Source organism: Metabacillus sp. RB-C-LZQ-3-1, from assembly GCF_058315175.1.
The window spans coordinates 70,156-84,159 of the sequence record NZ_JBZFLI010000018.1 but is presented as its reverse complement, the minus strand read 5'-3'; the positions used below and the strand labels follow the sequence as shown (position 1 = coordinate 84,159).

Sequence of the window (14,004 nt, the reverse complement as noted above, 5' to 3'; positions counted from 1 at the left end):
GATTTGGCGTTTTTTCATGTATATTTACGGTTTAAAAGTCTTTTTTCTAAAATTAAAACATACTTAAAGTACCCCAATAAGATTAAGAAGAGAATCGGTACAACAAAAATATCGTACCATACCCTCCACCAGCCCAAATGAAAGAATCCAAACGGCTTCGGCAAGGTTGCCATGTATTCGTAGATGAGAGTAAAGCATGTCCATGCGGAAATATATATAATTTGTTTAAAAAAAGTTGATTTAGTTGGAAACCAATTTAAAAAAATAATATTCACTGGAGGAATTAAAAAAAAATGTGCTAGAAGATCAAATAATTCCACATCTTTATCAAAATACCAATACCCCAAAAATTTATGCTCAATTAATAAATCAAATATAAGCTGAAATGAAATGGTAAAGGTCCAAATATGAGATATTTGGTTTCCAGTAAGCCTTTTAGCAAAAGTAAAAGTGATGAAATTAAACAGGATAATCGAAGTGAAAAATAATATCATCTTAATTTCCTTTTTATTTTTAGGATATCCTATAAATGGAAATTAATACCCAATTAAGGTCAGGTATAATAAAGTGCAAAAAACTTTTTAGCCTAATCGATCATTTAAAATTGGCTATTCTGTAGTCAGCTTTATCTACCAATAGTAAGATGTAAACAATTTAAAGCAATATAAAAAGAAAAACAATCTTTCTATGTATTTAAAACAAAAGATTGTTTTTCTGTGTTTTTACATTTTATTAACTGGAGTTACAACAGCATATAAATTTTCGGTTGAATTGGATATGTTTACTTCAACTACCTTATATTCATTACTCCCTTTATATTCTTCCTTTATTGGTACTTTTAATAAATTACTCATGTTCACTTTTCCCTTCATATAAAATTCTCACAGAAGCTAATATATGTTGAAGGTGAGAAAATGTGTCATAAAATTTACTAATTTCGAAAAAATATTATTCATTCGTTTCTCTTCATGGTAATAAATTCAGAAAGCATTTCTTGCAGCACATTCCTTTTTTGCCTTTTTAACCATTCGACCTGGTCAATAGGCAGCTTTACTTTAAAAGTAATCGTTTCGATCGGCATTTCCACTTTTCTAATATCTTCTAATGTTATGCCTTCTTCTATGACCGGAAATCTTGAGTCATTTTCATTTACACGATCAAAATCCTCGTACCCTGCTATTTCATCGAGATCGCAATATACGTGGACTTGTGGTAAACCGCCCTGCAATGTATTTATAAACATAATGAACTGAATCAAACGTCCATCATCTAACTCTATTTCTACAATGACATTTTCCACATGTTGATATTTTTTTACCACAACTTCACTAACAATCATATTACACTCTAGAGTTAACCCCGTACTTGCTTCAAAAATATAGATTGCACTATTAAATACAAAAATCTCCTCACCATCAATTTTGACTGATTTTACATTAACCATTATTTGTTCCCCCACAAAATTGATAAATCTATTTCAACCAGTAACTAATCTTACTAATAAATATATCATTAAGCTCCCATCCTTAATAAATAATTTCTATATAGAACTAGATTTTTTGAAAAATAATGAGACGATTCAGAAAGTCATTGCAGATGGCTTAAGAAAAAATTTGGTTTATGAAACAAGTTTATTTTCTGTAACTCTATTGCTTAGAATTGGAGATATGGTTCTTAGGGGAGTTTGTATATTTACATTAGGATCATTGTAATATAGAAGAATATTGATTGGGCTGTTAGGTTATAAAAAATGAAGAAGCAAAGCTATTTTGTTCATCTTTAGCTTTGCTTCTTTTATATGGAATTAACTATGACTCTTTCATTGTTTTTCTATAGTTGCTATTGAATGATCAAGAATGTCTATTAAAGTATGCAGCTCTTGTTTACTTATAATAAGCGGAGGTGCAAGAACAACTGTGTCTTGATCATCAAAAATAACTGACCGGCAAATTAATCCTCGTTTAGCTGCTTCAGCGACAACTTGTGGAGCTAAGGGATTGGTTGAATCCTTCTCGTTAACAAATTCAATCGCTGCCATTAAGCCTCGACCTCTTACCTGTTGAACAATTTGATGATTTTTTTGAATCGTTCGAAGGCCTTTCAGCAGTTCTATTCCTAACTTCTTTGATTGATCGATTAAATTTTCAGTTTCGATAATCTCAATATTTTTTAACGCAACCGCACATGCCATCGGGTGTCCACTGTATGTATAGCCATGAAGTAAAGTGCCAGTTGACATGTCCGTAAAAACTTTGTGTATTTCTTTGGATAGCATAACCCCTCCTAATTGCGCATAACCGCTAGTCACTCCTTTGGCAAAGCACATCATATCAGGTTCAACTCCGTCATGTTCAATTCCAAAATAAGTTCCTGTACGACCAAATCCGGTGATCACTTCATCAGTTATGAATAATATTCCATATTGTTTACATATCTTGTTCACTTCTTTGAAATAATGTTCAGGTGGGATATGAACCCCTCCTGCTCCTTGAACAGGTTCAGCGATAAAGGCTGCGATTGTTTCAGGTCCCTCCTTTTCTATCAGTTCACGTAGAAAGCACGAGGAGTTATTATTAACATGAAGAAAATCTGGTGCTAGTGAATTTGTAAAATCTCTGAACGGCTTTAATCCTGTTGCACTAGTGGAACCGATGGCTACTCCATGATAGGACTTGGTTCTTGAGATAATTTTATTGCGATTTGGTTGCCCTTTCAAAATCCAATAGTGTCGAGCAAGCTTATACGCTGTATCGTTTGCCTCAGATCCACCTGATGTAAAAAAGCTAGCCTGCAAATTACCAGATGAAATGTCAGCTAGCTTCTTAGCTAAACGAATGGCTGGTTCATTGCTGAACGTAGCAAAATTGGACGTGAATGCAAGCTTAGCCATCTGCTCCTTTGCCACTTGACCCAGCTCTTCTCGTCCATGACCGATGTTCACATTCCAAAGCGATGACATGCCATCCATCACTTTTTTACCTGAAAGATCATAAAGGTTAATTCCTTCTCCTTTTGTAAAAATAAATGTAGGGCCTTGTTTTTGCTGTTGTTGTATTGGTGAGGTTGGGTGTAGAAAATATTTTTTGTCGAATTCTATTAATTCATCTTGTAAGCTAGTATTTTGATTCAAAATGACCATCCTTTCAAATTATGACTATTTCTTTATTGTATGATGTCATAAGTATTGAATATGAACGGCCGATAACAAATAAAACGGCTTGATCAATTGGATGATCAAGCCGTTTTATTTGTTTGAAATATTATTTCTTCTTTTGACGAAACAAATCCATCGTTTTATAACCTTGTGAAAGCACATCAACCATCTGAACTTGTCTCTTTTCACGTGTTTTTTGCTGTTTTGCAGAGAATATGTACCGTGCCCAGTCTTTTTGATACCCTGGTGTTAAACTTTGGAAAAATTGCAGCTCAGAAGGATGATCAGCTAATAATTGTTCAACGTCTTTTACGTTATTTTCGTAATCTGCGACACATTGACTTGCAGCCGATGTTTTCTTTTCTTTCTTTTTCTCTCTCTTTAATCCAACCACTGTGAACACATCATCCATGCTAACCATTCGGGCAAATTTAATATCACTATCCCCTACATATCCATCATCGCCTACCTTCATTGCAGGGAAAATTTCGTCACGATGAACATAGGTTTCATAGCGTTTATTACCTTTTTTCGGATAAGCAAAGAATACATAGCCTTTTTCTAATAAAAGTTCATGGTCAATAATATACTGAATGTGCTTGACCATCTCGTCAATCGTTTTGACAAAAATAAACATAGCATCATGGTTTTCAGTAAAGGAAACAGCAGGATTCGTAAAAACAGTATAATCCTCAGGCTGATTGATTACAGCCATATTTTTATATTTTGATAAATTTAATTTTTCTACAATTGACATATCAGTACTCCTTTTAATAGGTTTCAACAATTAAATTTCATTTTAATGTACATCCTTATTATAATTCAATAAAAATGAGAGGTCTCTATTTTATTGAATTATATACTCTCTAGTATGGAACTCCATTACTGATTAAACTCATCCAGCCTCGCAAAGAACTCCTGTAAAAATTCATAGAATAATTTTTCGGTTGGTAGTAATTCCCTGTCTTTAGGAGTAATAACACCAACAGTCCTAGTAACATAAGGTTCAACCAAAGGTATTTTCACTGTAGATCTTGGCAAGCTGTCAACTAGTGTTACCTCTGGCATGAGGGCAACTCCTAACCCAGCTGATACTAACCCTTTTAATGCGTCAATATCATCGCCCTCAAATGCAACATTTGGTGTGAAGCCAAGATTTTGACACGCATCCACAACGATTTCTCGAAAAACAAAGCCTTCAGGTAATAAACAAAAGGGTTCATCTGCTAATTCTCGAAGCTTTAATGACTGTTTTTTAGCAAGTCGATGATTTCTCGGTAACAAAGCCACTATATTTTCTGTAAATAATATTTTCCGTTTTAGTTTTTTTTCTTCAAGAGGCAGTGGACCAATTAGAGCAAGATTAAAGTCACCTTTTATCACTCCGTCAATTAAATCTGGATAAAGGGCTTGTTTCAGCTGAAACTTCGCATCCGGATACCGTAATCGAAATGCATAAATAACAGTTGGTAAGGTATATGCGGCTAAGCTAATAGGAAACGTTATACGAACCGTTCCTTTTTCCGGATCTAAATATTCCTCAACCTCACGTTTAGCAGCATCGATCACATTCATGGCGTTTTTCATGCGTTCGTAAAATATTTTCCCAATGGGTGTTAACCTGACTCTTCTCCCTTCTCTTATAAACAAATCAACTCCAAGCTCGCTTTCTAAGTTTACAATTTGTCTACTTACAGAGGATTGAGCAACATGTAATGAATCTGCTGCTTCTGTCATATGTTCGCGGGTAGCAACCTCCATAAAATAACGTATTTGTCTAAAATCCACTATGATCCCCCTTATAATTGATGCGAAAAACGCATTAATATTATCGTTTCTTTATATTGATCCGATTAATTCTTTAATTATAAAATATTCCATAATAACAATTCATCAAAAATGGACATTTTGAGAATTAATTTTTGCATGTCGATTAAGAAAAGCGCAATCGCCTTGGTCAGCCTAAGGGCAAATAAGACGCATTGATAAAAGACGTTCTTTGTCTTCCCCATTCATTTGTGGCTTATGACCTCGAGGCAGTTACTTACACAACGTCCTCTGCTTCGGGGCTAGGCGCTGGAGCTGGACACCTATACTAAGTTCAAAATTTATAAATTCTGATATGATAAAAAAGGAGATTATCACACATGAAAACACTGGAAAATAACCAACAAATGTATACAGAAAGTGTGCAGAATTATGTTCAACAAGTTTTTGATACGGTCAAAAAGCGTAATCCAAATGAGTCTGAATTTCTCCAGGCTGTTAATGAAGTATTTGATTCATTAATTCCAGTCCTTGTAAAAAATCCACAATATATTAAACATGCAATTCTCGAACGTATGGTTGAGCCTGAACGTATCATTTCGTTTCGTGTGCCATGGGTTGATGATCAAGGAAATGTTCAGGTAAACCGAGGGTTTCGAGTTCAATATAGTAGTGCCCTAGGTCCATATAAAGGCGGATTAAGATTCCACCCTTCTGTAAACGGGAGTATTATTAAGTTCTTAGGGTTTGAGCAAATTTTCAAAAATGCCCTAACAGGTCAACCCATTGGTGGTGGAAAAGGTGGAGCGGACTTTGATCCAAAAGGGAAATCTGATGGAGAAATCATGCGTTTTTGTCAAAGCTTTATGACAGAGCTTAGTAGATATATTGGTCCTGATACAGATGTTCCAGCGGGAGATATCGGTGTTGGTAGTAAAGAAATCGGCTATTTATTTGGTCAGTATAAAAAAATTCGCGGTGGCTTTAAAGCTGGTGTGTTAACAGGAAAAGGCATTGGCTATGGTGGAAGCTTAACTCGTAAAGAAGCAACTGGATATGGAACTATTTACTTTGTTGAAGAAATGTTAAAGGACAAAGGCCTTAGCTTTAAAGGAAGTACAGTGGTAGTATCTGGTTCTGGAAATGTATCAATCTATGCCATGGAAAAAGCGATTGAGCTAGGAGCTAAAGTGGTAGCTTGCAGTGATTCAAATGGCTATATATATGATCAAAATGGCATAAATTTAGAAACGGTTAAACGTATTAAAGAAGTTGAAAAACTGCGAATTAGTGCTTATGTTTGCGATCATCCTGATGCAATTTACGCGGAAGATTGCAGTGGGATTTGGACAGTCCCTTGTGATATCGCTTTACCTTGTGCGACTCAAAATGAAATTCATCTTGAATCTGCTAAAATTTTAGTATCTAATGGTGTAAAAGCAGTTGGTGAAGGGGCAAATATGCCGTCAACTCTAGAAGCTATTGAAACATTCTTAGAAAATGATGTATTATTGGCTCCTGCTAAAGCAGCCAATGCTGGAGGAGTATCCGTTTCGGCTTTAGAAATGGCACAAAATAGCGCCAGGCTTTCATGGACATTTGAAGAAGTAGATAGCAAATTACAATTAATCATGAAAAACATCTACCAAAATAGCAAACAAGCAGCACAAGAATATGGCGCTCCTGGCAATCTTGTCGTTGGTGCCAATATTGCGGGATTTGTTAAAGTAGCAGATGCGATGATTGAGCAAGGCGTTATATAACCTGTTGAAATAGAAAGTCAGTCCAACCAATAGGATTGACTTTCTATCTATTATCTAGATTTACTTTTCAACAAGTAAAGGGTCTTCCCCTTCAATAAAGAACGGATAAATCTCAGGATGTAGAATGCTAGCTATTTTACTTAAACCAAGAAGTAATCGTGGTGAGGGCCTGCAAAATAATGGCTCTTCTAATATGTAGAGACGGTTATTTTGAATGGCTTTCATTGATTCTGCCTCTGGTCGTTTTAGAATAACCTTTGGATTTACTCGTTCCGTTTGTACACCAACCCATATGATACTCATTACATCAGGGTTTCTTTTTTTCACTTCTTCCCAATCTGTTTGAACACTGGCTTTTGGGATGTCGTCAAAAACATTTTGTCCGCCGGCTAGATTACTTATTTCAGATAACCAATTATAAGCACCTGGTGTGAAAATCGGTTTTGCCCACCATTCCCAATAAATCGTTTTCTTTTTTACTACTTTTTTAGAGATCAATCGGTAACGATCGAGTATTTGATTATATTTCATATATAATTCATTTGCTTTGTCCCTTGTATTTGTCACATTTCCAACAAAACGGATACTCTCGCCAACTTCTGTGAGCGTTTTTGGGTTTGGTACAATGACATATGGAATCTTCCGCTTCTGTAATTCTTCAATATTTCGTTCCATACCTGGTACAGAAAGTGAAGCAAGCACTAGGTCTGGCTCTAGCTTCTCGAGTTTGTTCATATCTATATTCAAATCAGATCCAAGCCTTGGTAAATCCCAAATATCTTCTGGCCAGTCTGAATAATCATCTACTCCTACTAAAGAGGATGTTAAGCCTAAATAACCGACTAGCTCAGTATTACTTGGACAAATGGAAATTAATTTCATTAATAACCCTCCCCAGCACCATCATTTTAATTTCCTTGATAACCCATTCCACACATATTCTACATGCTCTGAAAGTGTTGCTGCATCCTGTGCAATCCAGCCTGCGATATCTCTTAGTCTTCTTTCACTTTTTTCAAGAGGAACAATTCCCTTGCCCATATCTAGCATAATTAGAACAATTGGGTTGTTTCTTTTATTCTCTTCGTCTAGAAGTCGATGTAAAAGATCTCTAAACTTCCTTCGAATCTCGTCATTGCTCTTATAATACTTTAATTCTTGTAAAATCCAATTTTCCCAGCCTTCAAGCACTAATGTTGTATTATTAGTCCATTTTGTTTCCCAATCCCATACATTTTGACCGTTATAGGAAGAAATCCAGCTGTATGCTTGGTGCTTTTCTTTTACTACTTTTCTTTTTCCTGTAAAAGCACCTCCGAGAATGAGCTGCATAACCATTCCCCCTCTTTCTTATCAAAGCTTAATTGTAGTCCCTGTCCATGTGGGATAGAAATATCCCACATGGATGTGGATGCTATAAATGTTGAGACAGCGTAACGTATGACACCGCCATGAGTGATGATTAAGAACTTTTGATTATCTTCAAGACCATTAAGATGGTGAAAAAAATCATGAAAAAAAGAATCAATTCTTGCTTTAAAGATGCTAAAAGACTCTCCATTCGGTACCGAAGTACCCTCCAAGTTATTCAACCAGTTTTGATAGACTTTTACATCTTTTAATTCGTTGTACGTTTTTCCTTCCCAATCACCGAAGTTCATTTCTCTTAATCTATGATCGACAGACATTTTAGTTGGAAGGTCTAAATAATCAAATGTTTCCTGACAACGAAGTAAATCACTAGTATAAACGTGATCAAACCTTGTTTTTTGCAACACATTTTTCAACCAATCCAACGTGTGGAGTTCCTCTTTTACTACACTTTGATTCGTATGCCCCAAATATCTTTTCTGTTGATTCCATTCTGTTATGCTATGACGAACGAGAAATAAATCCACATGATGACAAGCCCCCATAATTCTCCTCCTTCAATGGCTGTGCCTAATAAATCCCCATTTATTCCTTTAAATGTTCGCTTAACCCAAGTACCATATAAGATGACAAACAACATGTATGCTAAAAGATAAAGATAAAATGAAGGAAATAAAAAGACGAACACAGCAACTGGAATGATCGCGTAGATGATATCGATACGATTAATATGTTTCTTCCATTCCCATGCAAGGCCATTACTTTTTGCTGAAGGTAAAAACACCATTAACAAAACTGCTCCTAAACGCGAACATGATACTATAAAGAGAAATGCTATGATAAACATGTCAAAATGCAGCAATTCATAAATCAATACGGTCTTCCAAGCAAGTAAAAACAAAAGCGCAATATGTCCAAAGCTCCCAACATGAGGGTCTTTCATGATTTCCCATTTTTTCTCAAGCGGGGCATTTGACCCTAAAGCATCGGCAACATCCATCCAGCCATCTAAATGCAGCCCTCCTGTTAGCCACACCCATACGGAAATGATGAATAACGTTAAGATCAAAACAGGGAGATGCGGTTCCAGTATCCAAAAGACAACCATGATGATGGATCCAAGTAATAAGCCAACAGCAGGATAACTCCTTAAAGCCCATCTGCTTGTTTTACTGTTCCAAGGAGATTGAATCGGGATTGGGATTCTTGTTAAAAATTGAATAGCGAGTAAAAATCCATAGATGAACGACTTCATTCTTTTTCTCCCTTCCAATATGTTGGAATCCCGGCTTGTACTTCAACCGAAAGTTCTGCCTGCTCGACAATAAGTTGGTGTAATTTTTGCAATGTATACATATATGAAAACACAGCTTCATCTAAAAAAGGAATTCCTCCATTTACTTCATTTGACACAATGACAAGGGAAAATTGTTTTTTTCTTGCTACCCTTATCCACTCGCGTACCATTTCTTCCAACTTTGTCATTTTATCGTTCATCTCAAACATGACATTGCTTAACCAAATGGTTAAGCAGTCAATTAAAACGACATCATCTTTCTCACAGTTCATGAGATATTCTTCTAGATAATATGGTTCTTCTATCGTTATCCACGTTTCTCCTCGGTCCTGCTGATGAATGAGAATTCGTTCCACCATTTCGTCATCGCTTCTTTTAGCAGTAGCAAGGTAATATAGTTGTCCACTATTCTTTCTAGCTAATGAAAGTGCTGTTTGTTCTGCAACATGACTTTTACCGGATCTTGCTCCACCAGATATAAACACAATCATGTTTCATCTCTCCATTTTTGCAGCATTGTCACTAGTTGTTTGTTTTCTTCTTTGGATCGGATAGCAAGACGTAAATAATCACCATGAAGGCCTTTAAAATTATGGGTATGACGAGTAACAATTCCGCGTCTTAGTAAAAATGTGAAAAGTTTATCTGTTTCATTCGGTCTCTTATGATCTCGTAAAAGGTAAAAATTCACTTGTGATGGGGTGAGAGAAAACTCCATGTCTGGTAAGGTTTTATGGATATATGCTGATTGCTCATGAAGCCATGCTTTAGTTTGGTTAACAAAGTTTTTATCAGCCAATAACTTCGGAACGATGGCATCAACTAACGAATTAATGCTCCAAGGAATTTGTTCATTCTTTAAAATTGATATGATGTTCGGGTTTGCCATCATATAGCCAATTCTTAAGCCGGGAATGGTATACATCTTTGTCAATGAACGTAAAAGAATTAAATTCGGATAACATGCTAACCATCCTGACAGGCTTGGTATCGCTGCTGGGAGAAAGTCAACAAACGCTTCGTCCACAACAATATACGTATTTGTTTCTTTTGCAGCCTCAAGCAGTTGCTTAATATCTTGCTCAGCTATGACTGTACCTGTTGGGTTATTAGGTCGACAAAGGAAAAGAACATCTGTTTTGTTTAGTTTCTCTATGATCAAAGACATTGGTAATGTAAAACCATTTTCTAGTTCATAAAACAAATCCTCTACTTCGATATGATAATGTCTGCAAGCACGTTCATATTCTAAAAAAGTTGGATGAACAATACACGCTTTGCCTTTTTCAAAATATTTCGCCACTAAAAAAATCGCTTCTGCTCCACCGTTCGTTAACAGAATATTTTCTTGGTCAATTCCTTCAAATTGAGCTACGGCAGCTGTTGTTTGTGAATAAGATGGATCAGGATATCGCGTGATCGATTGATATGATTCTTGTAAAGCATCTTTTAACCAATTAGGTGGCCCTATTGGATTTAAATTTGCACTAAAATCGAGTACTTGCTGATCAGTATTAATTTGAAATAATTGCTTCATCTGTTCTGGCTGTCCGCCATGATTTGGCCACTTCATTTTTTCACCTCGTTCCAATAAAGAGAAGGATGCTACCGCCTAGTAAGATAAAGACAATCCAGCCTCCATGCATATATATAATGGCTTTTTGAATATCAGATTGGGCTAATTGTCTATGTGGATCTCCCATTGTCGCTCTTTCGGATTTTATTCCTCTATAATAGTTTATTCCACCTAATTGAATTCCTAATAAGCCTGCAACCATCGCTTCAGACCAACCGCTATTAGGACTAGGATGTTTTCTCGCATCTCTTAAGGTGATTTCCCAGCTTTTTTTCAGCTCTGAGTCTTTTATAATTAATGAAGAAATCCATATTGATAAGGCCGTTAATCTAGCCGGAATCCAATTCGCCAGATCATCTAGTTTTGCTGATGCCCATCCAAACTGTCTGTATCGATCATCCTTATAACCAACCATTGAGTCTAAGGTATTAATCGCACGATAAACTAGTGCTAATGGTGCACCGCCAATCAGTGCCCAAAATAACGGAGCCGTTATTCCATCCACTGTATTTTCTGCTACTGTTTCCACTGTACCTCTTACGATTTCATTTTCCGGCAAAGTTTCTGTATCACGACCAACTATCATGCTTAGCTGTTTTCTTGCTTCAACAATATTACCTTTATTTAATGGATGAAGGACATCCTTTGCTGCAGCTGATAATCCCTTTATCGCAATGGTCGTTGAGATGAGATATATTTCAAGAATCATTGCTAGGATTGGGTGAACCATGTAGGCAAGAAATAGTAAGGTAGCGGTCATAAGGAAAACAAGCAATACGACAGTCAAGGTAAGAGCGATACCCTTTTTAACTCGATGTTCTCCCCTATTCCACTTTTTCTCTAAAAAGGTTATGAGCTTTCCCATTTGGACGACAGGGTGTGGCATCCACTTTGGGTCGCCTATGATTAAATCAAGCAAGATGGCAGCTCCTAAAACGATAAGAAGATTTCCTGAAAATTCATTAAGTAACATTCATGATTAGTCCTTTGCTTCTTTCTTATGTGCTGAATGTGCTGAAAAGTCAGCACATAATTGATAAATTTTATCGAGCATAATATGCTTGCGAACCTCACTTGCTAATAAATTAAATCCTTCTTCTCTTTTCTGCGCAAATGAAGCACGATCATAAATAGGTTCTAACCCTTTTTTCATTCGAATCTCATTTAAGACAATCTCACGAAAAGAATCATTATGAAAGATTCCATGAAAATAGGTACCTATTAGCTGCTTGTTTTCCGTTATAACCCCATCTTGACTATTTTTAAGTTTAATAAAAGGATGGCAAGACTCTTCAAAAAACGATTCACCCATATGAATCTCATAGCCTTTGACTAGCAGTTGTTTCTCTCCAAACATGGCCATTCCTTCAGTTTGAACCGTTTTTTTATTGACTGTCATCACTGTGTTCATTGGCAGTAGTCCTAGTCCGTTCACTTTTCCATGTGAGGATTCGATATGGTGTTCATCCGCAATAGAGTTTCCCAGCATTTGATAACCGCCACAAATCCCAATAATCATTGTATTTGAATCAGCTAGCTCCAATATTTTATTCGCCAGGCCACTTTGATGTAAAAACAGCATATCTTCAATAGTATTTTTACTGCCAGGTAAAATAAGTAAATCTGGCTCACCAAGCTCTGACACATTCTTCACAAAGCGAACATGGCAATCACTTTCCTCAAAAAAAGGATCTATATCAGTGAAATTTGAAATCATCGGGTGGCGAATTACGGCAATATCAATATCCTTCGAGTCATCCATTTTAGTAGAATAATTGTTTAAAATAACCGAATCCTCAGCTTCAATAAATAAATCGTTAATAAATGGTACTACTCCTAAGACAGGCACACCTGTATATTCTTCAAACCATGTTAGGCCTGGTTCAAGTAAGGATACATCTCCTCTAAATTTATTAATAATAACACCGATTACCCGATTTCGATCCTCAGGTTCTAAAAGCTGAAGTGTCCCAACTAAGCTTGCAAACACCCCACCCTTTTCAATATCACCTACTAATATAACCGGTGCATCGGCTATTTTGGCAACTCGCATGTTTACAAGCTCGCGGTCGTTTAAGTTAATTTCGGCTGGACTTCCCGCTCCCTCAATGACAATTCGATCATAACGTTCTGCCAATCTTTCATATGCATCTCGAATCAAAGCGAATCCTTGTTGAAAAAAGTCTTCACGGTATTCGCCGGCTTTCATATTTTTATATGGTTTTCCATGTACAACAATTTGAGATTGATAGGCCCCAGTCGGCTTTATCAAAATTGGATTCATATCGGTTGTCGCAACAATTTTAGCTGCTTCAGCTTGTACTCCTTGTGCCCGTCCTATCTCCTTGCCATCTACCGTAATATAGGAATTTAACGCCATGTTTTGAGATTTAAAAGGAGCTGTCTTAAAGCCATCTTGAACAAATATTCGGCATAAAGCCGTCACGATTGCACTTTTTCCTGCATCTGAATGAGTACCTTGAATCATTAGCGGTACAGCTTTTTTCATGTAAATGAACTCCTTTTACAATAAGCTAAAATTCAATTCCCTTAACAGCAGGAATTCCTTCATTATAATAGTGCTTTTCTGGTTCTATTACTGACACAAGATCAGCAATATCCTTTATTTCCTGCTTAGCATTTCTACCTGTTATAACGAGATGTACATGTGGCGGGCGGTTTTGAATAACCTCTAAAACCTCTTCTAATGGTAGAACATCATCAATTGGAAAGGTGTCAATCGCAAGAGCATTATTTAGCTCATCTAAAATAACAACATCATATTCCCCGCTAAGCACTGCTTCCTTCGCCTTTGGCCAGCCAATTTTCAATGCTTCCCGGTGCTCCTCTGGTGTTTTCGTCCATGTAAACCCAATGCCTAGTTGCACCATATCAACACCTAGCTTTTTTAGGGCTATTTGCTCTCCATATGAACGCTGAGGAGATTTGATAAATTGAAAAATTTTCGCTTTGTAGCCTCTCCCAACCGCTCTCAATGTCAAACCAAGAGCTGATGTCGTTTTTCCTTTTCCATCACCTGTGTACACGAGTGTTAACCCTTTTTTCTCCATTTTGA

At 36.4% G+C, this 14,004-nt stretch carries 15 protein-coding genes; 1 reads left to right on the top strand and 14 read right to left on the bottom strand.

Annotated elements, in window-relative coordinates; genetic code table 11:
* Positions 1 to 722: 722 nt before the first annotated feature.
* The 5 genes from AC4GZ8_RS21680 to gltC all read right to left on the bottom strand — a co-directional run bounded on the left by AC4GZ8_RS21680 (position 723) and on the right by gltC (position 4,942).
* The gene (locus AC4GZ8_RS21680; RefSeq protein WP_491083990.1) at positions 723 to 854 is read right to left on the bottom strand and encodes a hypothetical protein; all 132 of its coding nucleotides are present in this window, start codon (positions 852 to 854) and stop codon (positions 723 to 725) included.
* A gap of 98 nt (positions 855 to 952) precedes the next feature.
* On the bottom strand, positions 953 to 1,444 hold the full coding sequence (locus AC4GZ8_RS21675) for a hypothetical protein (RefSeq protein WP_491083989.1): 492 nt from the start codon (positions 1,442 to 1,444) through the stop codon (positions 953 to 955).
* A 375-nt stretch (positions 1,445 to 1,819) separates the two neighbouring features.
* Complete coding sequence (locus AC4GZ8_RS21670; RefSeq protein ID WP_491083988.1) at positions 1,820 to 3,130, bottom strand: aminotransferase family protein; 1,311 nt, start codon at positions 3,128 to 3,130, stop codon at positions 1,820 to 1,822.
* 130 nt (positions 3,131 to 3,260) lie between these two features.
* Positions 3,261 to 3,911 (bottom strand): YdeI/OmpD-associated family protein, encoded by a 651-nt coding sequence (locus AC4GZ8_RS21665; RefSeq protein WP_491083987.1) that lies wholly within the window; start codon positions 3,909 to 3,911, stop codon positions 3,261 to 3,263.
* A gap of 125 nt (positions 3,912 to 4,036) precedes the next feature.
* Positions 4,037 to 4,942, bottom strand: a complete 906-nt coding sequence (gene gltC / locus AC4GZ8_RS21660) for a glutamate biosynthesis transcriptional regulator GltC (RefSeq protein WP_491083986.1) — start codon at positions 4,940 to 4,942, stop codon at positions 4,037 to 4,039.
* Between the two features lie 359 nt (positions 4,943 to 5,301).
* Here gltC and gdhA point away from each other — a divergent pair, with 359 nt between their 5' ends.
* Positions 5,302 to 6,684 carry an NADP-specific glutamate dehydrogenase gene (gdhA, locus tag AC4GZ8_RS21655; protein ID WP_491083985.1) on the top strand — a complete coding sequence of 461 codons (1,383 nt, stop codon included), beginning with the start codon at positions 5,302 to 5,304 and terminating at the stop codon, positions 6,682 to 6,684.
* Between the two features lie 60 nt (positions 6,685 to 6,744).
* On the opposite strand, the gene AC4GZ8_RS21650 is transcribed toward gdhA, so the two are convergent.
* The 9 genes from AC4GZ8_RS21650 to AC4GZ8_RS21610 are packed head-to-tail and all read right to left on the bottom strand — an operon-like array spanning position 6,745 to position 13,999.
* Positions 6,745 to 7,566, bottom strand: a complete 822-nt coding sequence (locus tag AC4GZ8_RS21650) for a cobalamin-binding protein (protein WP_491083984.1) — start codon at positions 7,564 to 7,566, stop codon at positions 6,745 to 6,747.
* A 21-nt stretch (positions 7,567 to 7,587) separates the two neighbouring features.
* Positions 7,588 to 8,016 (bottom strand): bifunctional adenosylcobinamide kinase/adenosylcobinamide-phosphate guanylyltransferase, encoded by a 429-nt coding sequence (locus AC4GZ8_RS21645; RefSeq protein WP_491083983.1) that lies wholly within the window; start codon positions 8,014 to 8,016, stop codon positions 7,588 to 7,590.
* Entirely contained in the window at positions 7,971 to 8,600 is a 630-nt protein-coding gene (locus tag AC4GZ8_RS21640) for a histidine phosphatase family protein (RefSeq protein ID WP_491083982.1), read from the bottom strand. The genes AC4GZ8_RS21645 and AC4GZ8_RS21640 overlap by 46 nt, the downstream gene beginning before the upstream one ends.
* Positions 8,552 to 9,310: an adenosylcobinamide-GDP ribazoletransferase gene (gene cobS, locus AC4GZ8_RS21635; RefSeq protein WP_491083981.1), complete on the bottom strand. Its 759-nt coding sequence runs from the start codon at positions 9,308 to 9,310 to the stop codon at positions 8,552 to 8,554. The genes AC4GZ8_RS21640 and cobS overlap by 49 nt, the downstream gene beginning before the upstream one ends.
* Positions 9,307 to 9,843: a bifunctional adenosylcobinamide kinase/adenosylcobinamide-phosphate guanylyltransferase gene (locus AC4GZ8_RS21630; protein ID WP_491083980.1), complete on the bottom strand. Its 537-nt coding sequence runs from the start codon at positions 9,841 to 9,843 to the stop codon at positions 9,307 to 9,309. The genes cobS and AC4GZ8_RS21630 overlap by 4 nt, the downstream gene beginning before the upstream one ends.
* A complete protein-coding gene (cobD, locus tag AC4GZ8_RS21625; protein ID WP_491083979.1) occupies positions 9,840 to 10,925 on the bottom strand; it encodes a threonine-phosphate decarboxylase CobD in 1,086 nt (361 codons plus the stop codon). The genes AC4GZ8_RS21630 and cobD overlap by 4 nt, the downstream gene beginning before the upstream one ends.
* A gap of 4 nt (positions 10,926 to 10,929) precedes the next feature.
* Positions 10,930 to 11,901, bottom strand: coding sequence for an adenosylcobinamide-phosphate synthase CbiB (gene cbiB / locus AC4GZ8_RS21620; RefSeq protein WP_491083978.1), 972 nt, complete (start codon positions 11,899 to 11,901; stop codon positions 10,930 to 10,932).
* Positions 11,902 to 11,907: 6 nt separating this feature from the next.
* Complete coding sequence (locus AC4GZ8_RS21615) at positions 11,908 to 13,437, bottom strand: cobyric acid synthase (RefSeq protein WP_491083977.1); 1,530 nt, start codon at positions 13,435 to 13,437, stop codon at positions 11,908 to 11,910.
* Between the two features lie 25 nt (positions 13,438 to 13,462).
* Positions 13,463 to 13,999, bottom strand: coding sequence for a cob(I)yrinic acid a,c-diamide adenosyltransferase (locus AC4GZ8_RS21610; protein ID WP_491083976.1), 537 nt, complete (start codon positions 13,997 to 13,999; stop codon positions 13,463 to 13,465).
* Positions 14,000 to 14,004: the final 5 nt, after the last annotated feature.